The following is a 21369-nucleotide window of genomic DNA, read 5'->3' as shown; positions in this document are numbered from 1 at the left end:
AAAGACCACTTAGGAAACCCGATGTCGTTTCAGACCAGACTCAATCGACGGATCCGTCAACCTGCCTCAACGCTGGCGCTCGTCAGCCGCAAGTCGGGCACGCAAGCCGCTATCGTGCTCGCCTGCGCGCTCGCTTTTGCGCCGCTTCATCTGCATGCACAGACCGCCTCAACCGGCACGGTCAGTGTGGATCTGCCCGCACAGCCGCTCGGCAAGGCGCTGCTCGAACTAGGGCGGCAGGCGCATATGCAGGTGTCGTTCTCGCCCGAAGCCGTAGCCCGCAAAACCGCGCCCGCGCTGAAAGGCACGATGGCGCCGCAAGCCGCGCTCGACGCCTTGTTGCAAGGCACCGGCCTGCGTTACCAGAAGACCGCGGACAATGCGGTCACCGTCGAAACAGCTGAAGCAGCCGAAGCGGCGGGCGCAGCGAGTGTGGCCCCGGTTGCCGCTGCCACGGTCGTCACCGCCGCGGACGCGGCATCAGGCACCGAGGGCACGCTGAACACCGTCGCGGTGCAAAGCACCAGGCCCTCGCTGTACGCGGTGCCGGACGTCAACGTCGGCGCGCTCGGTTCGAAAGATCCGAAAGACCTGCCGATGTCGGTCGAATCGTATTCGAGCGAACTGATCACCGCTCAGGCATCGCGCACCTTGATGGACGTGCTGAAGAACGATCCATCGGTGCAGAACACCGCCGTGGGCGGCGCGATGGACAACATCAGCATCCGCGGCTTTCCAATCGACTGGACCAACACGATGCGCCGCGACGGCATGCCGGTGGCGCCCTACTACGACATACCGCTCGAAAACACCGAGCGCATCGACGTGCTGAAGGGACCGTCGGGTTTCCTGTATGGCGTGAATTCACCGGGCGGCACGGTCAACTACGTGATCAAGCGGCCGACGCGCGACCGCTTCGTCAGCACCATCGCCGAAATCCGCAGCTACGACGGCTACTACAGCGCGGTCGACACCGGCGGTCCGATCGGCGACGGACAATTCGGCTACCGCTTCAACGTGGCGGGCGAGAAAGTCGGCAACTTCAACCATAGCGGCGACCGCACGCGTACTTTCGTGAGCGGCGCGCTCGACTGGGCGATCACGCCACGCGCGCTGCTGCGCCTCGACTTCGACTATCAGGACAAGAAGCTCGCCGCCCAACCGGTGATCGGCTTGCAACCGGACGGCTCGCTGCCGCCTCAATTCGATCCGCGCACACTGCTCGGCCAGCCGTGGCTGCAATACCGCAGCAGCACGTTCAACCTCGGCGCCCACTTCGACTACAAGATCTCGGAGAACTGGAGCTTCACCACGCAGATCGCGCAGTCGTACAACAACCGCGACGCCGCGTTTCCCGATGTCTACTCGGTCGCCGCCAACGGCGACATTCTGAGCGGCGACATCTATCTGTCGCCTGACCAGAGTTTCCGGGTCCTGTCGACCAACACGTTCGTGTCGGGCAACTTCAACACGGGCCCGCTCAAACACCAGCTCGTGACCGGCATCTCGACCCGCAACTACGATTCGCACGAAGCGGGTTTTGCTGCCATCCCGCTGACGGTCGGCAACATCTTCAATCCGGTTTATTCGCCGGCGCCCACGGACACGGTGTTCCCACAGAAAACGGTAACGAAGAACTTCCAGCCGAGCGTGTTCATCAGCGACCTGATCGATATCGGCTCGCAGTGGAGCGTGACGCTCGGCGTGCGTCACGTGAAATATCGCAACGATTCGTATCCGGCGTCCGGCGCGGCGTCGCATTACGAAACCAGCGTCAACGTGCCGTCGGCGGGGTTGATCTTCAAGCCGCTGCCGAATCTGTCCACCTACCTCAGCTACGCTGAAGGTTTCGAACAGGGTGGCGTTGCGCCGTACAACACGCTCAATGCCGGCACGTATCTCTCGCCGGTGAAAAGCAAGCAATACGAGGCCGGCGTGAAAGCCGACATCGCCAACCGCGTGAGCGTCAATGCCGCCGTGTTCCGCATCGAAAAGACGCTGCAGTACGTCAACAGCGCGAACTATTACGTGCAAGGCGGCACGCAACGCCATACCGGCGTCGAGCTGACCGCGAACGGACGGGCTACGCGCGATTTGTCGGTAGTGGCCGGAGCGGCGTATCTCGATACCGTCCAGGAGGACACGGGCGACCCCTCTACCTCGGGCAAGCGCGCCGCCAATGTACCGCGCTTCCAGGCGAACGCATTCCTCGACTACCGCATTCCGGTCGTCACGGGTCTGAGCGTCGACGCGGGCGTCTATTACGTCGGCAACCGGCCGTTGAACGCGCAGAACTCCGTCGATCTGCCGGGCTATGTACGGTTCGACGCGGGCGTTCGCTATCTGACGCGCATCGGCGGGCTGTCCACCGTATTTCGCGCCGGGGTGCAGAACCTGACCGACAAGCGCTACTGGGCCGCAGCGAACTACAGCTCGGTTTGGCCCGGCACGCCGCGCACCGTCTTCCTGTCCGCACAAGTGGACATGTAGCGCGTGGCCGATATGTCAGAATCCCGTGCATGACCTGGATCGCCGCCCTGCCGATGTATAACGTGACGCCCGCCCTCGCCTCTGTTTGGCGCGAGTGGCTGGGTGATGTGTTGCGGGCGGTCGAGCCGGCGGGCCGTATCGCAGAGCCTGATGGCGATCTGCACGCGCTGTGGCGACGCCCTGATCTGCTGATCTCGCAGACTTGCGGTTATCCGTTGATGCATGGCTTGCGCGAGAATGTGCAATTGATCGCGACGCCGCGATTCGACGTGCCGGGTTGTGACGGCGCTCTTTATTCAAGCGTGCTGGTGACACGAGCGGACGCGCCGTTCGATTCGCTGGCGGACTGCCGTGGCGCACGCGCAGCGTACAACCAGGGCGATTCGAATAGCGGCATGAATGTGTTCCGGCATGCGGTGGCGCCGCTTGCGCGCGGTGGCCGGTTTTTTGGCGGTATCGTGCGCACCGGCTCGCATCTCGGTTCACTGCGTGCGGTGGCCAACAATCAAGCAGACGTCGCCGCGATCGATTGCGTGACGTTCGCTTTTTTCCGCGATGAATTGCCGGAACTGGCGGAGAAAGTTCGACAGATCGGCGCAACGGTTTTGTCGCCGGGTTTGCCTTTGATTGCTTCTAACACGGTGCCTTCGACGACTATCGAAGCACTGCGAGAGTCTCTGAGCGATGCGCTGTCGGCACAACCTGCTCGCGCAAAACGCCTGCGTTTGAAGGGATTTTCTTCGTTTTCGCTATCAGACTACGACCGCATCACACAACTCGAAAACGAGGCGCAAGCCGTCGGCTATCCGCGCCTCGCCTGAGCCTCGCGTTTATTCCACATCCAGCACCAGAAGCTGCGCCCCATCGGCAACCTGATCGCCGACGCCATACAGCACTTCCGACACCGTACCCGCCGCCGGCGCGCCGATCGTGTGCTCCATCTTCATCGCTTCCATCACGATCAGCGGCGTGCCCTTTTCCACCACGGTGCCCGGTTCGACCAGTACCGCGATCACTTTGCCCGGCATCGGCGCGGTCAGGCGGCCTTCGCCGCCTTCCGCGTCCGCCGCATGCGCGAGCAGGTTCTGCCATTCGAACGCGAGCGCTGCGCCGAGGCAAAAGACGTGGAACGTATCGCCATCGACGAATACACGGCCTGTCGCTCGCGCATCGCCGATCGTCGCGCGGAATTCATGCAGGCCCGCGCCGTCCGACCAGCTGAAGTCCTCTCGCACGCCGTCGTGTTCGAGCGTTTGCGTGCTGCCGTCGCGCGCGAAGGTCACGGTGAAGGCATTGTCATTGTCGACATTGCGCCAGCCGAGCGTTTGCGTGTAGCCGCTGTTCAGGCGCCAGTGCGACAGCGCATCCCACGGCGACGCGCCGTGCGCGGTGCCGCCTTCGCGCGTCAACAATGCGGCGCAGGCGAGCGCGAGCGCCTCCTTGAACGGCTTTTTCACGGGCGCGAACAGCGCATCGTGATGCCGCTCGATCAAACCCGTGTCGAGATCGCCGGTCGCAAACGGCTCGCTGGTGACGATACGTTGCAGGAACTCGACGTTGGTGTGCGGCCCGACCACTTCGCAGGCTCGCAGCGCGCGATTCAGACGCGCCAGCGCTTCCTCACGCGTTGCGCCGTGGACGATCAGCTTCGCGATCATCGGATCGTAGAACGGCGTGATCGTGTCGCCTTCGCGCACGCCGCTGTCGATGCGTACCGGCGCTTTGCGGCTAGGGTCACCTAAGCCGGCCGCACTGATGCTGAACTCGACGCCTTCCGGCATGCGCAGATACTTGAGCGTACCCGTCGACGGCAAGAAACCGCGCGCCGGATGCTCAGCGTAAATACGCGCTTCGATTGCATGACCGTCGATCCTGACTTGTTGCTGCGTGAGCGGCAGCGGTTCATCCGCGGCGACGCGCAGTTGCCATTCGACCAGATCCTGCCCCGTCACCATTTCCGTGACCGGATGCTCGACCTGCAAGCGCGTATTCATTTCCATGAAGTAGAAATCGCCGGTGCCGGTCATGATGAATTCGACCGTGCCCGCACCGACGTAATTCACCGCGCGCGCCGCGGCCACGGCCGCTTCGCCCATCTCGCGCCTGATTTCAGCCGACAGGCCCGGCGCCGGCGCTTCTTCCAGCACTTTCTGGTGACGCCGCTGTACCGAGCAATCGCGATCGAACAGATAAACCGCGCCGCCATGACGGTCCGCGAACACCTGCACTTCCACGTGACGCGGCCGCGTCAGATACTTCTCGATCAGCACGCGGTCGTTGCCGAAGCTGCTCGCCGCCTCGCGCTTGCACGAGGCCAGAGCGGCAGCGAAATCTTCGCTGCGCTCGACCACGCGCATGCCTTTGCCACCGCCGCCCGCGCTTGCCTTCAACAGCACCGGGTAACCAATCGCATCTGCCTCACGATGCAGCAACCGCGCATCCTGATCGTCGCCGTGATAGCCCGGCACGAGCGGCACGGCCGCTGCATGCATCAGCGCCTTCGCCGCGGCTTTCGAACCCATCGCGGCGATCGCTTCGACCGGCGGTCCGATGAAGACGATACCCGCGAGTTCGCACGCATGCGCGAAGTCTTCGTTTTCCGACAGGAAGCCGTAGCCCGGATGCACTGCTTGTGCGCCGGTGGCGCGCGCGGCTTCGATGATGCGCTCGATGCGCAGATAGCTTTCCGCCGCCGCCGACCCGCCGATATGCACCGCTTCGTCACAGGCGGCGACGTGCTTCGCGTTGGCGTCCGCATCGGAATACACGGCCACGCTCGCGATGCCGAGCCGCTTGCAGGTCGCCGCGACGCGGCACGCAATCTCGCCCCGGTTGGCAATCAGGATCTTGTTGAACATGAGATGTCTCGATTAGGTGTCGCGTTCTGGGACTGTTGTTCTCGTGAAGGCCTGCAAGCGCCCTGGAATCTGTGCTGATGCGCGTCAGTTGCGCCAGGACGGCGTACGTTTTTCGAGGAACGACGCGACGCCTTCGCGGCCTTCCGCACCGGCGCGCGTGCGCGCGATGCGCGCTGCGGTGTCTTCGATCATTGCATCGTTCAACTCATGGCCCGCGATGTCCTGCACGAGTTGTTTGCACGCACGTACCGCTTGCGGACCGTTCGCACAGAGCGTGTCCGCGATTTGCCGGACCGTCGCATCGAGTTGCCCGGCGCTCACCGCTTCGCTCACCAGCCCCAACCGGAATGCCGTCGCGCAATCGAACTGCTCGGCGGTCGTGAAGTAGCGGCGCGACGCCTGCTCGCCCAGCGCGCGGATCACATACGGCGCGATCGTCGCGGGAATCAGGCCGAGACGCGCTTCCGACAGGCAAAAGCGCGCGCTGTCCACGGCGACGACGATATCGCATGCCGAAATCAAACCCATGCCGCCCGCGTAGGCATCGCCGTTCACGCGCGCGATCACCGGCTTGTTGCAGCGATAGATCGACGACAGCATGTTCGCCAGCAGCATCGCATCGGCGCGGTTCTCCTCGTCGGAGTAACCGGCCATTTTCTTCATCCAGTTCAGGTCGGCGCCCGCGCAGAACGCTTTGCCGTTCGCGGCCAGCACGACCGCGCGCACGTCGTCGCGCCCGTTCAAGGCTGTGAAGGCCGAGGTCACTTCGGCGATCATCGTTTCGTTGAACGCATTGCGCACGTCCGGACGATTCAGCGTGACCGTGGCGATCTGAGCGCTAAACGCGACATTCAGCGTTTCGTATTGCATGGTTCAGGCTCCTGCGCTCAGCGCATTGTCACATTCTGAACACGCCGAAACGCGTGTCTTCGATCGGTGCGTTCATGGTTGCCGAGAGGCCGAGACCGAGTACGTCGCGCGTTTGCGCCGGGTCGATCACGCCGTCGTCCCACAGACGCGCGCTCGCGTAGTACGGGTGGCCTTGATGCTCGTATTGATCGCGAATCGGCTGCTTGAATGCCTCTTCCTCTTCCGCGCTCCACGAGCCGCCCTTGCCTTCGATACCGTCGCGCTTGACGGTGGCCAGCACCGATGCGGCCTGCTCGCCGCCCATCACCGAGATCCGCGCGTTCGGCCACATCCACAGGAAACGCGGCGAATACGCGCGGCCGCACATGCCGTAGTTGCCCGCACCGAACGAGCCGCCGATGATCACCGTGAACTTCGGCACTTTCGCCGTCGCCACGGCCGTCACCATCTTCGCGCCGTTACGCGCGATGCCTTCGTTTTCGTATTTTCGGCCCACCATGAAGCCGGTGATGTTCTGCAGGAACACCAGCGGAATCTTGCGCTGGCAGCACAGTTCGATGAAGTGCGTGCCCTTGAGCGCCGACTCCGAAAACAGAATGCCGTTGTTAGCGATGATGCCGACCGGATGCCCCCAGATATGCGCAAAGCCGGTCACGAGCGTGGTGCCGTAGCGGGCCTTGAATTCATCGAAAGCGGAGTCGTCGACAATGCGCGCGATCACTTCACGGATATCGAACGGCTTGCGCGTATCGACTGGAATCACGCCGTACATGCTCTTCACGTCGTAGCGCGGCGGCTTCGGTTCCTGCAACGCCACCGGCACCTGCTTCACGCGATTCAGATTGCCGACGATGCTGCGCGCAATCGCCAACGCATGCGCGTCGTTTTGCGCGAGATGATCGACCACGCCCGACAGACGCGTATGCACGTCTCCGCCGCCGAGGTCTTCCGCGCTCACCACTTCGCCGGTTGCGGCTTTGACGAGCGGCGGGCCGCCGAGGAAAATCGTCCCCTGATTCCTGACGATGATCGACTCGTCGCTCATGGCCGGCACATAGGCGCCGCCCGCGGTGCACGAACCCATCACGACGGCGATCTGCGGAATACCCGCCGCCGACAGATTCGCCTGGTTATAGAAGATACGGCCGAAGTGGTCGCGATCGGGGAACACGTCGTCCTGATTCGGCAGATTGGCGCCGCCCGAGTCGACCAGATACACGCACGGCAGATGATTTTCCGCGGCGATTTCCTGCGCGCGCACGTGCTTTTTGACGGTGACCGGATAGTACGTGCCGCCCTTGACCGTCGCGTCATTGCAGACGATCACGCACTCCTGCCCCGCAATGCGGCCGATGCCGGTGATGACGCCAGCGCCTGGCGCATCGTTGTGGTACATGCCGTAGGCCGCGAGTTGCGAGAACTCGAGAAACGGCGTGCCCGGATCTAGCAGTTTCTCGATGCGATCGCGCGGCAGCAGCTTGCCGCGGCTCGTGTGCTTGTCGCGCGCCGCTTGCCCGCCGCCTAGCGCGAGCTTCTCGACCTTCGCGCGAAGATCGGCGACCAGCGCTTCGAGCGCTGCCGCGTTGGCGCGGAAATCGTCCGAGCGCGGATTCAGCTTTGATTCGATATTCGGCATTGCGTGGCTTCTCCTGTGTCGACCAGAGTTGGCGCTTTAGCGCTTACTCTGGTCCCATACACTCGTATGTCGATCGGAGTTAGCGCTTTAGCGCTTACTCCGATCCCATGCACTCGTATGTCGACCAGAGTTGGCGCTTCAGCGCTTACTCTGGTCCCATGCAAAGCAGTCGATCGGAGTTAGCGCTTCAGCGCTTACTCTGGTCCCATAGCGCTCACTCCGATCCCATGCAAAGTGGTTGCTATCGCCGCTTTCTTATGGGCCAGCACTGAGACAGCGCTGTTACGCAGCGTTGTCGATCAAGCTGTTTCGGCGAACAGTTCGCGGCCGATCAGCATGCGACGGATTTCACTGGTGCCCGCGCCGATTTCATAGAGCTTCGCATCGCGCCACAGACGGCCGACCGGATACTCGTTGATGTAGCCGTTGCCGCCGAGAATCTGGATTGCTTCACCGGCCATCCACGTGGCTTTTTCGGCGGTGTAGAGAATCACGCCCGCACAGTCTTTACGCACCTGGCGCACGTGTTCCTTGCCGAGCGTGTCGAGTTGACGGCCAACGGCATACAGATACGCGCGGCACGCTTGCAGCGTGGTGTACATATCGGCGACCTTGCCTTGAATCAGCTGAAACTCGCCGATCGGCTGACCGAACTGTTTCCGGTCGTGGATATACGGCACGACCGCGTCCATGACCGCGACCATGATGCCGGTCGGGCCACCGGCGAGCACGGCGCGCTCGTAGTCGAGACCGCTCATCAGCACTTTCGCGCCGCCGTTCAACTGACCGAGGATATTTTCTTCCGGCACTTCGACGTCCTGGAACACCAACTCGCCGGTATGCGAGCCGCGCATGCCGAGCTTGTCGAGCTTTTGCGCGACCGAGAAGCCCTTCATGCCCTTCTCGACGATAAACGCCGTGATGCCGCGCGAATTCGCTTCGAGATCGGTTTTGGCGTAGACGACCAGCGTGTCGCAATCCGGGCCGTTGGTGATCCACATCTTGGTGCCGTTGAGCACGTAGTGGTCGCCCTTCTTGTCCGCGCGCATTTTCATGCTGACGACGTCCGAACCCGCGTTCGGCTCGCTCATGGCGAGCGCGCCGACGTGTTCGCCCGAGACCAGCTTCGGCAAGTACTTCTGCTTTTGCGCTTCCGTGCCGTTGCGATGAATCTGGTTGACGCACAGATTCGAGTGCGCGCCATACGACAGACCGACCGATGCCGACGCGCGCGAGATTTCTTCCATCGCGATCATGTGCGCCGTGTAGCCCATGTTCGCGCCGCCGTATTCCTCCGCAACCGTCATGCCGAGCACGCCCAGATCGCCGAATTTGCGCCACAAGTCCATGGGGAATTGATCCGTACGATCGATTTCCGCGGCACGCGGGGCGATTTCTTTGGCCGCGAAACCCGCGATGCTGTCACGCAGCATTTCGATTTCTTCGCCGAGCGGGAATTGCAATCCGGGCAGGTTACTCATTGCTGTGTCTCCAGAATTTCGTTGGCGGCCGGCCATGGTGGGCGCCGGCGTGTCTGAGTGCGGCTCAGCGGACGGTGCGGCCTTGTGGGCTGCCACCATCATCCCGCACGAGGCGCGCAACGCTCAAGGCGCATTTCACGCTAGATTTACGTAAGCGTCAATAGGTATTTTTGAGTGTTACTCAGAAACTCACTTTTGGGCCTTTATCGGCATTCATACGTGATAGGATTGACGTCATCGGGGCCATCTTCCTCACAAATCTGAACTGGACTCATATGACGGTTGCCTTGAAGGCCGAGTTACCTGCCTCGCGCCGCCAGCCGGCCGGGCGCAAGTCGCAGCAGCGCGTGAAGGAGATTCTGCAGGCGGGACGCGACGTATTCTCCGAGAGGGGATACGAGCGCGCGACGACGGCGGAGATTGCGCAGCGCCTGGGCATTTCCGAGGCGACCGTGTTCAGTTATTTCCGTGGCAAGCGGGAGTTATGCGCGCGGGTGATTGGCGACTGGTATGACGAGATTATTGAAGCGATCGAATCGGGCTTGCCGCGCGATGGCAGTGTGCGTCAGCAGTTTGCTTTCATTGTGCGGACGCATTTGCGGTTGATGCTGGTCAATGGCACCGACCTGTGTGCTTTGGTTTTGTCGGAGGGCCGGGCGCGGCATCATGAGCTTAGCGAGGCGCTGACCGAATTGCAGCGCCGGTATACCGCGCCGTTGATGCGGGTGTTGGCACGGGGGCAGGAAACGGGGCAGATTCGATCGGATATGCCGTTGAGGTTGCTTCGCTCAATGGTGTTTGGGCCGATGGAACATGTGCTGTGGGACGCTACGCTGGCGAATCGGCATATCGATATTGATGCTACCGCGGGGCAGTTGATTGATGTGCTGTGGACGGCGCTTATGCCGCCTGATGTGGCGGTTAGTGCTTTGCAACAATTTCAACTGGAAGTGGCGGAGGCCACGAGGCGGTTTGAGGAATCTTCTGCGAAGGAAGCGCACGTCGGGGTGCGCAAGGCGCGGAAAGTTGAAGACTCGGAATAGTTTTTTTGCCTGCGCGGCGCTTTGTGGCTGTGTGCCTGCGGTGTTGGCCTTTCCTTGTTTTCTTAGTGGTCTATTAGCGTCGCCCCTGTGCGGGGCAGGCACTTACTTTCTTTGCCGCCGTGTATAGACCGGGGACATGATTGACAAACGTGCGGAGACATCGTTGACACTTTATGGTCAGTGATTCTCGCTCCTCAGGTCAAGGGTGAGGATGCGGTGATGTGCAAACCAGAATTCAAATACGCCGTCTTCGCCCACCTTTGCGCGTGCCGCAACCGGCAGTCCATAAAGTGCGTTCGAGACCTTAAGTTTCCGTCCCTTAAAGCGTAGCTGGCCATCTGACCTGACTCGTAGCACCACGTCGTCCGGGCCGTATTCAGGCTCCTGCAGGATCGATGGATACGCCCGGGGGCTGGGCTTGTAACGGCTGACCGGCGTGTCCATGCCAATCGCCTCGTGCGGACGTTCGCAGTTATACACGGTGCGCCAGCGGTCCAGTTCCTGTTGCACGTGCTCCTGCGTAGCGAAGCTTCGTCCGTTCAGCACTTCAGCCTTCAACGTACGGTGAAACCGCTCATCCTTGCCATTGGTCTGCGGGTGATACGGCCGGCTGTAGCTGATACGGATACCCAGCCGGATCAGCCAGACGGCCAGCTCGGTAAGCTGCCCCGGACTGCTGGGCGAACCCCACGGCGAGCCGTTATCGGTGTTGATGCGCAACGGCAGGCCGTAGTGCCCAAACGCCTCACGTAATCCCGCCTGCACGGTCGAGGTGTCCGTCGGCCCGCAGGCACGCAGCAGGATGCTGAAACGCGAGTGGTCGTCCAGCACCGTCAGGGGGCTGCAACGCTGCTTCTGGAGGGTATCGAAGTGACCCTTGAAATCCATCTGCCAGAGTACGTTGGGCTGCTCGTGTTCAAAGCGCTTCCACGGTTCGCTCATTGCTGAATCGGTCGGCAGGATCAGGTTATGCCGGTGCAGGATGTCGGTCACGGTGCTGGGCTGCGGCACCGCCTCAAAGCCCAGATCCTGCAGGCGCCGACTGATCTTGCGCCCGCCCCAGCGCGGATGGGCCTGGCGCAGCCGCACCACTTCCTGCTCCATGGCAGCGGGAGTCTTCAAGGGGCTGGTGGCTGGGCGCCGTGATTGATCTGACAGCGCGTTCTCGCCACGCTTAAGCCATTTGTAGCCGGTCTGCCGGCTGATGTTGAAGCGCTGGCACAACTCGGTGATCGTCAGGGTGTCCTGACTGGCCAGATGAACAAATTCCTGTCGGAGGCTCATGGTGTCTCTTGCGTTCCAGGGCATGGTCGGGACCGGGCGTTTTAATACCCGGAAGTGTCAACCATGTCCCCGCACACCTGTCAGCTATGTCCCCGGTCTATACACCGCCGCAAAGAAAGTAAGCAAAGAAAGCGGCTCAAACCGCCAATTCTTAAGCGGGTCCCCCGCGCAGTCACGGTAGTGGAGCATCTGGAATCCGTGCCCTTGCGCACTCCGCGCTAGTGACAAGGCAGTCATTCTTCCGGCGGCGCTGCGCGCGCCGTAGCGGTACTTCATCAAACCGCCTGGCGGTTTGGGCACTTCGCCAAGGCGAAGCCGATGGCTCCCACCGTGCGCAAACGAAGCCACTGGTTTCCCTTGCAGACCGTTCCGGCGAGCACGCAGTGCGAGGCGGGAAGGATGATGCCGGAGGCGCCAATCTGCGATCGGTGTTGGGAAGTACCGCCACGGCGCGCGCAGCGCCGCCGGAAGTATGACTGCCTTGTCATCAGCGCGGAGTGCGCGAGGGCACAGATTCCAGATGCTCCACTACCTCCTCCAAGCCAGGGGGCCCGCTTAAGAATTGGCGGTTTGAGCCGCTTTCTTTGCTTACTTTCTTTGCGGCGGCAAAGAAAGTAAGTGCCTGCCCCGCACAGGGGCGACACTAATAGACCACTAACAAATCAAGGAAAGGCCAACACCGCAGGCAAACAGACACAAAGCGCCGCATAGGCAAAAAAATCCGCTAATCTATCCCCTCCCCGGCGCAGCCAAAAACCCCAGGCCCCCCATGCCAACGGCAAAAAAACCAAACATCAGAATCGGCATAGGCGGCTGGACCTACGCCCCCTGGCGTGGCACCTTCTACCCGTCAGACCTGACACAAACCCGCGAGCTGGAATACGCGAGCAAAAACCTCACTTCGATAGAAATCAACGGCACCTTTTACGGCTTGCAAAAGCCCTCGAGCTACGAGAAGTGGTATCAGGAAACCCCCGAAGACTTCGTCTTCTCGCTAAAAGCCCCTCGCTACGCGACCAACAGAAAAATCCTGGCGGACGCCAATGAAACAATAGAACGCTTCTTCGCCAGTGGCGTACTGCTACTAAAACAAAAACTAGGCCCCATAAACTGGCAATTCGCGCCAACAAAAAAATTCGACAAAGAAGACTTCGAAGCCTTCCTGAAACTGCTGCCGCAAAGCATCGAAGGTCAAAACCTGAGGCACGCAATCGAAGTCCGCCACGCAAGCTTCAAAACCCCAGAATTCATCGCGCTAGCAAAAAAATACCAGGTAGCAATCGTGCTAGCCGGCGACAGCGACTACCCGCAAATCGCGGATATCACCGCGCCATTCGTCTACGCCCGCATCATGGGCACAACAGACAAACAGGCAAAAGGCTATTCGACCAAAGCCCTCGACGCATGGGCCGAGCGCGCCCGCCAACTCGCCGCAGGCAAAACACCGGAAGACCTCGAAACATCAGCCGAAGCACCCGATACAATCACAGCACGAGACGTCTACCTGTACATCATCAGCGGCTTCAAGGAACGCAACCCGGCGGCCGCGATGGCGCTCATCAAGCGCCTCTGACAACAGGCTCCGACGCGGCAGCCCGATAACGCCACACGAGTGTCATAATCCCGGCAACGAACAGGCATCAGGCCTTCAGCCATCGACATCTCATCATCAAGGCCCGGGAGAATATTTTGAGCGTCATCGACAATCCTCTGCACGACCAGGAAGTCGGCTCTGCCGACGCCACCCAGGACACCACGCGCATCGACGACGTTCGTATCGGCGCGGTACGTCCGCTCATTTCCCCTGCCCTGTTGCAGGATGAACTGCCCGTACCGCTCGCTGTCCAGACGCTCGTCGAAGAAAGCCGCGTGGCGATCGCCGATATCCTGCACGGCCGCGACGACCGCCTTGTGATGATCGTCGGCCCCTGCTCGATCCACGATCACGATCAGGCGATCGAATACGCACACCTGCTCAAGAAAGCCGCCGACACGTGCAAGAACGATCTGCTGATCGTGATGCGGGTCTACTTCGAAAAACCGCGCACGACAGTGGGCTGGAAAGGCTATATCAACGACCCGCGCCTCGACGGCAGCTTCCGCATCAACGAAGGTCTGCACCTCGCCCGGCAACTGCTGCTGGATATCAACGGCCTCGGCCTGCCGACCGCCACCGAATTTCTCGACCTGCTGAGCCCGCAATACATCGCGGACCTGATCGCGTGGGGCGCTATCGGCGCGCGTACGACCGAGAGTCAGAGTCATCGGCAGCTTGCATCGGGACTGAGCTGCCCGATCGGTTTCAAGAACGGCACGGACGGCGGCGTGCAAATCGCCGCGGATGCAATCGTCGCAGCACGTGCGAGTCACGCGTTCATGGGCATGACCAAGATGGGTATGGCCGCCATCTTCGAGACGCGCGGCAACGACGACGCCCACGTGATTCTGCGCGGCGGCAAGAAAGGACCGAATTACGACAGCGCATCGGTCGAGGCAACCTGCGCGGCACTCAAATCAGCAGGGTTGCGCGAGCAGGTCATGATCGACTGTTCGCACGCGAACTCGGGCAAGTCGCACTTGCGTCAACTGGATGTGGTGCAGGATATCGCGCAGCAACTATCGCAGCGCGAGCACCGCATCATCGGCGTCATGCTGGAAAGTCATCTGGAAGAAGGCCGTCAGGATCTGAAGACGGGTGTGCCGTTGCGCCACGGCGTGTCGATTACCGACGCGTGCGTCAGCTGGGCGCAAACCGAACCGGCGCTCGACGCACTGGCAGCAGCAACCCGGCAACGGCGCGCGCGCTGATCGCAGCCTGGCAGTCACCAGGAGCGCACACAAGCACCGCACGCGCCGCACCAACCGCCGATTGTCTACATCACCGGGGTTGGGCTGCGCGTTGTTCCTCACGCCCGATGCATCGTTCGCCGCGCGTTTCAGTGGCGGGAGGCGATGCGCCGGCGCGAGGCGCGTTGCATTACGACGCGTTGACGGCTTCCTTGAACGCCTTGCCGGCGGTGAACTTCACCGTCTTGGCTGCGGCGATCTGGATCTCGGCACCCGTCGACGGATTGCGGCCCACGCGTGCAGCGCGCGCGCCAGTCGAGAAAGAACCGAAACCGACCAGTTGCACCGTCTCGCCGCCCACCACTGCTGCGGTTACCGCGTCGACGATCGCGTCGATGGTTTGGCCGGTGGCCGCTTTGCTTTCGCCCGTCGCTGCGGCGACTGCATCAATCAGTTCCTGTTTGTTCATAGCACTTCCCGTATGGTAATCATGGAACCGGCGCCACATCTGTCGCGCCGGGACCGACACACTAACGCATAGGCGCGTATTCGCGCAAACCTTGGGTGTAAGCCTTGTATCAGGCGCCCAGCGCCAATTTGACGTTTTTTTATCGCAAAGCGCCATAAGAATCGCGAGCTTACGGCCTCTTGCCGCCTTACAACGCGCCGCCGCGCATCACAATCCGTTGCAATTTCAGTGCTTTAGCGTGGGCAGGCCACCGCTGGCGGGCTTTTCCGCCTATGTTAAGGTGGATCGCAAATATTCGGCATTCGCCGTTGGCGCCGCATGCGGAAATTAAAGATCGGTGAGTTACAAAACGATGAAATTTCGCCATATTGCAACATCGGCTCTGCTCGCCGCGTCGTTTTGCACGTTCGCGGCGACCGACGACACCGCGTGCGCCACGCTGGTCGGAACGGCAAATTCAGCCCCTTCCCAGAGCTTCCGGTTGCGCGACGGCGAACCGGTCGACCTCGTCAGCGGCACAAAAACAGTGCATGGCAAGCTGCTGCTCTTCGTCGATGGCGGCACGTATCACGCGTACTGGCAGCCCGAAAATAGCCCGGAAAAATATGTGCTGGCGGATGCCGGTTTGAACAGCGTCCGTTTGATCTCCACACCCACTCAGGGTGCGCCGGCCAAAAGCGGCGAACCTAGAACGACGCTCGCACCGCAGCGCGTGCTGTCGTGTCCGACGCTCTAACGCGAAAGATCGTTGCTGATCGATTGTCCTACGGGATACGCCGCACCCGGACGCAAAGGGCAGCAGCCATGCAGCGCGTACGCTCCTGAACTGTGCAACGTAGCACACTCTCCCGCGGAAGAAATGACTCGCCACAGACCGCTCGCAGGACGTATTTACCGTCTGTTCAAAACGCGTTCAAATCCGCTCGAACAAGCTCAAGGTGACATCCGGGCCACCGATTCATGAAGCTGCGTGTGCAGCGCAAACGTCGCGAGGATGCGAAGAGTTCGGTTAGCCGGATACCGCCTCCATTTCAGCACTCAGTTATCCTTTGTGTTTTCAAAATTCCCCTCTCCTCCCGTCTCCGCGACGCGGTGCGCGAAGCGATGGCCGCGTGCGCCGGACGTGGCCGCAAACCAAAGCCGGGTTAGCCCGGCGCTGCAAAGCGCGTCACGGCGCGCTGCCGTACTCCAGTTTCGGATACCAGTTGCTGCCGCGGCCGCCGGGCGTCATGTCGAGCACCGTCCATATCGGCATCGGGTCGGGTGCGCCACGCGGGTCCTGACCGGGGTCCGCTATCGACGGCCCCATCTCTTCAGCCCAGAAGTGCCGCACCGTCCCGCCCGAGCGAGTAAAAACGTTGAAAGCGGCGTAGTCGTCGCCATCGGGATCTTCGGCGGCGTAGTCGCGGTTGAAGCTGTTGCCACCCGACGAATACAAGCGCAGATGCCGCCAGCCTCGCTCCTTTTTGAACGCGACCAGCTTTTCGATCGGCGAGCGGCCGATCACCGCAAACGCCACGCGTTGCAGGATGTCGAGCATTTCGCCGTCGTACGCGCTCAGCAACGAGGTGCACATCGGACAGGGCCGTGCGCGCTTCGGGCCGAACATCCAGTTGTAGGTGACGAGGGTATCGTGTGCGCCGAACATTTCCGACAGCGTCACCGTGCCCTCTTCACCTTCGAAACGGTAATCTTGCGGCACGACGCCGCCGGGCGGCAACGCACGGCGCTGCGCGGCCACTCGTTCGATGTGGCGCCGCAACTCGATTTCTTCGGCCAGCAGGTCGTTGCGCGCGCTACGATATTCGGCGCTCTCCCCCGGAAACCGGCGGGGCAATTCGGCCAGCAGCCTGGCCGGCTTCAGCGTTTGTGCGGATGCGCTTGCGTCAGTCATCAGCGATCTCCTCTTGCAGAAAAAGGATAAAGGGCGCGATGCGAGGCCGAGCGATCGGCAAGTGCATTGCCGCTCCCACGCATTTTCGCCGCCATATAGCGACGACGAACGGCGCCTCGGCAAATCGACAACTTCGGCGAAATTATTGCGGCCGCTGCGGAACGCAAATCCGGCGCGGCAGTGTCCATGCCCAACGCGGACGAGAACCGGCACCTGATTGCAAGGTATGCTTTGCTGAAAAGCATGCGCGCGCCGGCGCGCTATAACACCGTCACGGCGCCCGCCGCGCCGCCCTTGGGAATGTGCCATGCCGCTTCGTCTTCCCCCCTGCCCGCGCTTCGCTTCTTCGAGGCGGCCGGGCGGCATCAGAGCTTCAAGCTCGCCGCGGCGGAATTGAACGTGACGCCCAGCGCTATCAGTCAGGAATCGTCGGACTCGAGCAGGCGCTCGGCGTCGAGCTGTTCGTGCGCGAGCCGCGCGGACTGTCGCTCACGCCAGCGGGCGCCGACTACCTGTCTTACGTTTCCGAAGCGTTTTCGCTGATCGCCATCGGCACGCAGCGTCTGCCGAATAACCGGCCGAATCGCACGATCGCGCTCAGTTGCGCGCCGACGCTGGCGTCGCGCTGGCTGCTGCCGCGCTTGCAGGGTTTTCGAGCGCGCTGGCCGAATGCGAACGTCACCGTCGATACGTCGCATCGCCAGGTGGGCTTTCCCGTCGACGGTTTCGATTTCGCCATCCGCATGAGCCGGGCTCCGGTCGCGGGCACTGCGTGGACACGGCTGTTCGGCGAACGGCTGGTGCCGGTGTGCAGCCCCGCTTACCGCGAGAGCCTGCTCGACGAGCAGGGCAACGTCGATCTGCGTCGCGCGACGCTCATTCATGTGAACGCGGCGAGCGAAGACTGGCAAGCCTGGTTCGAAGCCACCGGCGCCACTGGCACCACCGACACGACAGGCTCGACCGACACGAACGGAATCGATCTGTCCGATGGCTTGCGCGTCGACACGATCCAACTGGCTTTCGAAGCCGCGGCGATGGGATTGGGTGTCGCGCTCGGCAGACGGCCGCTGGTCGACCGCGATCTTGCCAGCCACGCATTAGTCGAAGCCAGTCCACAGACGATAGGTTCCACCACCGCCTATTGGCTCGTGAGTTCGGAGAGTGCAGATCATCGCCCGGAACTCTTCGACTTCAAACGGTGGCTGCTCACGGAGGCGGAGCACTTCGACCATTCGCCTGCCGTCACCGATGCAGGACCGCGCAGCGCCAACAACTAAACCAGCCCGCTCGGCCAGGACAGGTGAGCACCGCTCACCTGTCGTCAAAATCTTTTCTTTTGCCGCTTCTGACGCTCGCTGCGACCATGGTGTCGAAGGAGATCAGAACCATGTCGACCACAAATAGCAGACGCTTCATCCCAACCCTCAACCAGACGACGCTCGTGATCGTCGCCGGCGCGCTTATTTTGAGCGCTGCAATGGGCATCCGGCAGACCTTTGGCCTCTTCATCGGGCCGTTCTCGTTCGACCGCGGCCTGCCGGTCACACTGATCGCTTTTGCGATCGCGCTACACAATCTGGTGTGGGGTTTCGCCCAACCGTTCGCGGGCGCCGCTGCGGACCGTTACGGTTCGGCGCCGGTCGTTGCGTTCGGCGCAACCACCTTCGCTGCCGGCCTAGGACTCGCGGCGGTGGCGCCGTCGGGCGCGATGCTGATTGTCGGCATGGGCCTCTTGGTCGGCATCGGCGTAAGTTGCACGACTTTCGGCGTGGTGTTGCCGGCTGTCGGCCGCATCGCGTCGCCGGAAAAACGCAGCATGGCGATGGGTCTCGTCAGCGCCGGCGGCTCGGCCGGTCAGATCTTGATGGTTCCACTCGTGCAAAGCGTTCGACTCAGTTCCGGCGTGTCTACTTCGCTCTTCGTGCTGGCGTTCCTGATGCTGGTGGTCGCGCCGTTCGGCATGGTTCTCGACCGCCGCGCGAGCAACGGTATGCCGGCGCAGGAGCCGCCCGCCATGCCGCTGCGCAAGGTACTGGCTCAGGCCTGCCGGCATCGCGGATACCGGCTTCTGACGCTCGGCTTTTTCACCTGCGGATTTCAGCTCGCCTTCATCGCCACGCATTTGCCGGAGTATCTGTCGCTCTGCCACATGCCTATCGGGCTGGGAGCGACGGCGCTCGCGCTGATCGGCCTGTTCAACATGGCGGGCAGTTGGGGATGCGGCTGGTTGGGCGGACGTTTCCGCCAACATCATGTGCTCGGATGGCTTTACCTCATTAGAAGCGTGACGATCGGCGCGTTCTTTCTGCTGCCGAAAACATCCGCTTCGGTGGCGATTTTTGCGGCCGTCATGGGTTTGACGTGGCTCGGGACCGTGCCGTTGACGAGCGGACTCGTGGCGAAGGTCTTCGGCACGCGCCACCTCGGGAGCCTGTTCGGCGTCTGCTTTCTGAGCCATCAGATCGGCTCGTTTCTTGGCGCGTGGCTAGGCGGTCTGGTGTTCGATCTGACCGGCTCGTATTCGCTGTTGTGGGAGGCCACGGTCGTGGCCGGACTCGTAGCGGCGATGCTGCACTTCCCGATCGACGACACCGCGGTGAGCTCGCCGACCCTGCGGTCCAGACCAGCAAGCGTATAAGCGCACCACGGCGCGAACCCGAGCACAGTCTACGCGTTGTGCCGGCTCGATCTGAAATCCGAAGCAAGCGCCGCTGCTATTTTTGCGCTGTCTCGGCGGATGCTTTCGGCACGCGTCCCATCAGATAGAACTCGTCGTTCGGACGCATTGAGATGACATTTGCCATCCGGTTCGACAGGCCGAAAAACGCGGTAATCGCCGCGATATCCCAGATGTCTTCGTCCGAAAAGTCGTGCTCGCGGAGCGTCTGAAAGTCTGCATCGCCGACCGTGCCGGACTCGCGGCAGACCTTCAGCGCGAAGTCGAGCATGGCCTTCTGACGCGCGGTGATATCCGCCTTGCGATGATTCACGGCCACCTGATCCGCGAGCAGCGGCGCCTTTTCATAAATGCGCAGAATCGCGCCGTGCGCGACCACGCAGTACAGGCAATCATTCACCGCGCTCGTGGCGACGACGATCATTTCGCGCTCGCCTTTGGTGAGTCCCCCCTCTTTGAGCATCAGCGCGTCGTGATACGCAAAAAACGCGCGAAATTCGTCCGGGCGATGCGCCAGCGTCAAGAACACGTTCGGGACAAAACCGGCTTTCTCCTGCACTTCGAGGATGCGAGCCCGGATGTCGTCGGGCCATTCGCCCGGCTCCGGCACGGGATAGCGGCTGATCGGCTGAAGGTTTGCCATGGCGTGTCTCCTTTGTATATGCAAGTATGCAAATGCACGACGATTGTAGCAATCGTGCCGCCAGGCTCGTCGGCGTGCGGCGCCATGCTCCCGCGCTAGCGGCGCATGCAACGCCTGCCCCCGTGTGGGGACCGGGCCAGCCCTTCCAGAAGCACTGACAATCCTGTATTTTCGGCAGATCAAATCTCGCGGATCGAGAGGCTCTATGGATCGCCTGGAGGCAATGTCAATCTTCGTGGCAGCGGCGGAAACCGGCAGTTTTTCCGCTGCCAGCCGCAAGCTCGGCACGCCGTTGCCCACAGTCAGCCGCAAGGTTGCGGAACTCGAAGTCCATCTGAATGCGAGGCTGCTGGTGCGCTCCACGCGCCGGCTGACGTTGACCGACGCGGGCGTCGCCTACCTTGCCGCCTGCAAGCTGATCCTCGAACAGGTGACCGATGCCGAAAGCGCGGCATCGGGCGAATACAGCACGCCGCGCGGCGATCTTGTCGTCACTGCACCGATGGTGTTCGGGCGTCTGCATCTACTGCCCATCGTCAACGACTTCCTCGCGACGTTTCCGGAAATCGCGGTGCGGCTGGTGCTGGCGGACCGCACGCTGCATCTGCTCGACGAGCATATCGACGTGGCCTTGCGCATTGGCAGGCTGCCCGACAGCAGCATGGTCGCTACTCAGGTCGGCACTGTGTGCCGGGTGGTCTGCGGCAGTCCGCATTTCCTTGCGGGAAGCGGCAGACCGAAGACTCCTGCCGACCTTGCCCGTTTCGCCTGCGTGAACTTCGATGCACTGCCGTCCGGGGCGATCTGGACTTTCGCTGCGCGCGGCGCGCGGTTGGAGCAGTCCGTGCCGATCCGGCCACGCCTGTCTGTCAATACCGCGGAAGCCGCTATCGACGCAGCCATCGCAGGCGTAGGGCTCACGCACGTGCTGTCCTATCAGGCTGCGCGTGCCGTAGAGGAAGGAAAGCTGCAACTGGTGCTGCGGGAATTCGAACCCGAACCGATACCGGTTAGCTTGATGCACGCGGGGCAAGGGCCGTTACCGCTGAAAACGCGCAGTTTCATCGACTTCGCAGTGCCGAGATTGCGCGCCGCGCTCCTTGGGGATAAGGACCGGCTAGGCGCAGGGACGGCTGCGCGCGCTGCGGGCCGCTAAGTGCAATAACCGGGCGGCCCTTCGCGCTCGCCGACAAAACCTGATATGTACGCGTGCATCGCCTAGACTTTGAACTCA

The 21369-nt window shown here is 62.0% G+C and carries 16 protein-coding genes and 1 pseudogene; 9 read left to right on the top strand and 8 right to left on the bottom strand.

Annotation, left to right across the window (positions count from 1 at the left end):
• Positions 1–21 precede the first annotated feature (21 nt).
• Both WN982_RS28500 and WN982_RS28495 read left to right on the top strand, forming a co-directional pair.
• Positions 22–2490, top strand: coding sequence for a TonB-dependent receptor (locus WN982_RS28500; protein ID WP_341318921.1), 2469 nt, complete (start codon positions 22–24; stop codon positions 2488–2490).
• Between the two features lie 29 nt (positions 2491–2519).
• On the top strand, positions 2520–3311 hold the full coding sequence (locus WN982_RS28495) for a PhnD/SsuA/transferrin family substrate-binding protein (protein ID WP_341318920.1): 792 nt from the start codon (positions 2520–2522) through the stop codon (positions 3309–3311).
• 9 nt (positions 3312–3320) lie between these two features.
• Here the strand turns inward: WN982_RS28495 and WN982_RS28490 are convergent, their stop codons facing one another.
• From WN982_RS28490 to WN982_RS28475, 4 genes are all read right to left on the bottom strand, one after another.
• On the bottom strand, positions 3321–5348 hold the full coding sequence (locus WN982_RS28490) for an acetyl/propionyl/methylcrotonyl-CoA carboxylase subunit alpha (protein ID WP_341318919.1): 2028 nt from the start codon (positions 5346–5348) through the stop codon (positions 3321–3323).
• A gap of 84 nt (positions 5349–5432) precedes the next feature.
• Positions 5433–6218: an enoyl-CoA hydratase/isomerase family protein gene (locus WN982_RS28485; RefSeq protein ID WP_341318918.1), complete on the bottom strand. Its 786-nt coding sequence runs from the start codon at positions 6216–6218 to the stop codon at positions 5433–5435.
• Positions 6219–6246: 28 nt separating this feature from the next.
• A complete protein-coding gene (locus WN982_RS28480) occupies positions 6247–7854 on the bottom strand; it encodes a carboxyl transferase domain-containing protein (RefSeq protein WP_341318917.1) in 1608 nt (535 codons plus the stop codon).
• A 299-nt stretch (positions 7855–8153) separates the two neighbouring features.
• On the bottom strand, positions 8154–9335 hold the full coding sequence (locus tag WN982_RS28475) for an isovaleryl-CoA dehydrogenase (RefSeq protein ID WP_341318916.1): 1182 nt from the start codon (positions 9333–9335) through the stop codon (positions 8154–8156).
• Positions 9336–9610: 275 nt separating this feature from the next.
• Between WN982_RS28475 and WN982_RS28470 the strand changes: the two genes are divergently transcribed.
• Positions 9611–10378, top strand: coding sequence for a TetR/AcrR family transcriptional regulator (locus WN982_RS28470; RefSeq protein WP_341318915.1), 768 nt, complete (start codon positions 9611–9613; stop codon positions 10376–10378).
• Positions 10379–10555: 177 nt separating this feature from the next.
• Here the strand turns inward: WN982_RS28470 and WN982_RS28465 are convergent, their stop codons facing one another.
• A complete protein-coding gene (locus tag WN982_RS28465; RefSeq protein ID WP_341313135.1) occupies positions 10556–11686 on the bottom strand; it encodes an IS481 family transposase in 1131 nt (376 codons plus the stop codon).
• A 745-nt stretch (positions 11687–12431) separates the two neighbouring features.
• Here WN982_RS28465 and WN982_RS28460 point away from each other — a divergent pair.
• Entirely contained in the window at positions 12432–13235 is an 804-nt protein-coding gene (locus WN982_RS28460) for a DUF72 domain-containing protein (protein ID WP_341318914.1), read from the top strand.
• 116 nt (positions 13236–13351) lie between these two features.
• The gene (locus WN982_RS28455) at positions 13352–14470 is read left to right on the top strand and encodes a 3-deoxy-7-phosphoheptulonate synthase (protein WP_341318913.1); all 1119 of its coding nucleotides are present in this window, start codon (positions 13352–13354) and stop codon (positions 14468–14470) included.
• Between the two features lie 169 nt (positions 14471–14639).
• On the opposite strand, the gene WN982_RS28450 is transcribed toward WN982_RS28455, so the two are convergent.
• Positions 14640–14918: an HU family DNA-binding protein gene (locus WN982_RS28450; protein WP_341318912.1), complete on the bottom strand. Its 279-nt coding sequence runs from the start codon at positions 14916–14918 to the stop codon at positions 14640–14642.
• A gap of 352 nt (positions 14919–15270) precedes the next feature.
• On the opposite strand from WN982_RS28450, the gene WN982_RS28445 reads away from it, so the two are divergent.
• Entirely contained in the window at positions 15271–15654 is a 384-nt protein-coding gene (locus WN982_RS28445) for a hypothetical protein (protein ID WP_341318911.1), read from the top strand.
• Positions 15655–16086: 432 nt separating this feature from the next.
• Here WN982_RS28445 and WN982_RS28440 read toward each other — a convergent pair whose 3' ends face one another.
• The gene (locus WN982_RS28440) at positions 16087–16812 is read right to left on the bottom strand and encodes a DUF899 family protein (RefSeq protein ID WP_341318910.1); all 726 of its coding nucleotides are present in this window, start codon (positions 16810–16812) and stop codon (positions 16087–16089) included.
• A 307-nt stretch (positions 16813–17119) separates the two neighbouring features.
• Between WN982_RS28440 and WN982_RS28435 the strand changes: the two are divergent.
• Both WN982_RS28435 and WN982_RS28430 read left to right on the top strand, forming a co-directional pair.
• Positions 17120–18092 (top strand): annotated as a pseudogene (locus tag WN982_RS28435) (LysR substrate-binding domain-containing protein).
• A 110-nt stretch (positions 18093–18202) separates the two neighbouring features.
• Positions 18203–19453, top strand: coding sequence for an MFS transporter (locus tag WN982_RS28430; RefSeq protein ID WP_341318909.1), 1251 nt, complete (start codon positions 18203–18205; stop codon positions 19451–19453).
• 76 nt (positions 19454–19529) lie between these two features.
• On the opposite strand, the gene WN982_RS28425 is transcribed toward WN982_RS28430, so the two are convergent.
• Positions 19530–20135, bottom strand: a complete 606-nt coding sequence (locus tag WN982_RS28425; protein WP_341318908.1) for a peroxidase-related enzyme — start codon at positions 20133–20135, stop codon at positions 19530–19532.
• Positions 20136–20340: 205 nt separating this feature from the next.
• Here WN982_RS28425 and WN982_RS28420 point away from each other — a divergent pair, with 205 nt between their 5' ends.
• Positions 20341–21291, top strand: a complete 951-nt coding sequence (locus WN982_RS28420; protein ID WP_341318907.1) for a LysR family transcriptional regulator — start codon at positions 20341–20343, stop codon at positions 21289–21291.
• Positions 21292–21369 lie beyond the last annotated feature (78 nt).

Source organism: Paraburkholderia sp. IMGN_8 (assembly GCF_038050405.1).
Lineage (GTDB): Bacteria > Pseudomonadota > Gammaproteobacteria > Burkholderiales > Burkholderiaceae > Paraburkholderia.
The sequence above is the reverse complement of the archived record's forward strand: the minus strand, read 5'-3'. Positions and strand labels throughout refer to the sequence as shown.

Excerpts from the sequence above, each read along its gene's own strand:
- WN982_RS28465 (WP_341313135.1), bottom strand. The coding sequence starts at position 11,686 with ATGCCCTGGAACGCAAGAGACACCATGAGCCTCCGACAGGAATTTGTT.
- WN982_RS28425 (WP_341318908.1), bottom strand. The coding sequence starts at position 20,135 with ATGGCAAACCTTCAGCCGATCAGCCGCTATCCCGTGCCGGAGCCGGGC.
- WN982_RS28500 (WP_341318921.1), top strand. The coding sequence starts at position 22 with ATGTCGTTTCAGACCAGACTCAATCGACGGATCCGTCAACCTGCCTCA.
- WN982_RS28470 (WP_341318915.1), top strand. The coding sequence starts at position 9,611 with ATGACGGTTGCCTTGAAGGCCGAGTTACCTGCCTCGCGCCGCCAGCCG.
- WN982_RS28460 (WP_341318914.1), top strand. The coding sequence starts at position 12,432 with ATGCCAACGGCAAAAAAACCAAACATCAGAATCGGCATAGGCGGCTGG.
- WN982_RS28450 (WP_341318912.1), bottom strand. The coding sequence starts at position 14,918 with ATGAACAAACAGGAACTGATTGATGCAGTCGCCGCAGCGACGGGCGAA.
- WN982_RS28445 (WP_341318911.1), top strand. The coding sequence starts at position 15,271 with ATGAAATTTCGCCATATTGCAACATCGGCTCTGCTCGCCGCGTCGTTT.
- WN982_RS28490 (WP_341318919.1), bottom strand. The coding sequence starts at position 5,348 with ATGTTCAACAAGATCCTGATTGCCAACCGGGGCGAGATTGCGTGCCGC.
- WN982_RS28475 (WP_341318916.1), bottom strand. The coding sequence starts at position 9,335 with ATGAGTAACCTGCCCGGATTGCAATTCCCGCTCGGCGAAGAAATCGAA.
- WN982_RS28440 (WP_341318910.1), bottom strand. The coding sequence starts at position 16,812 with ATGACTGACGCAAGCGCATCCGCACAAACGCTGAAGCCGGCCAGGCTG.
- WN982_RS28480 (WP_341318917.1), bottom strand. The coding sequence starts at position 7,854 with ATGCCGAATATCGAATCAAAGCTGAATCCGCGCTCGGACGATTTCCGC.
- WN982_RS28420 (WP_341318907.1), top strand. The coding sequence starts at position 20,341 with ATGGATCGCCTGGAGGCAATGTCAATCTTCGTGGCAGCGGCGGAAACC.
- WN982_RS28430 (WP_341318909.1), top strand. The coding sequence starts at position 18,203 with ATGTCGACCACAAATAGCAGACGCTTCATCCCAACCCTCAACCAGACG.
- WN982_RS28495 (WP_341318920.1), top strand. The coding sequence starts at position 2,520 with ATGACCTGGATCGCCGCCCTGCCGATGTATAACGTGACGCCCGCCCTC.
- WN982_RS28485 (WP_341318918.1), bottom strand. The coding sequence starts at position 6,218 with ATGCAATACGAAACGCTGAATGTCGCGTTTAGCGCTCAGATCGCCACG.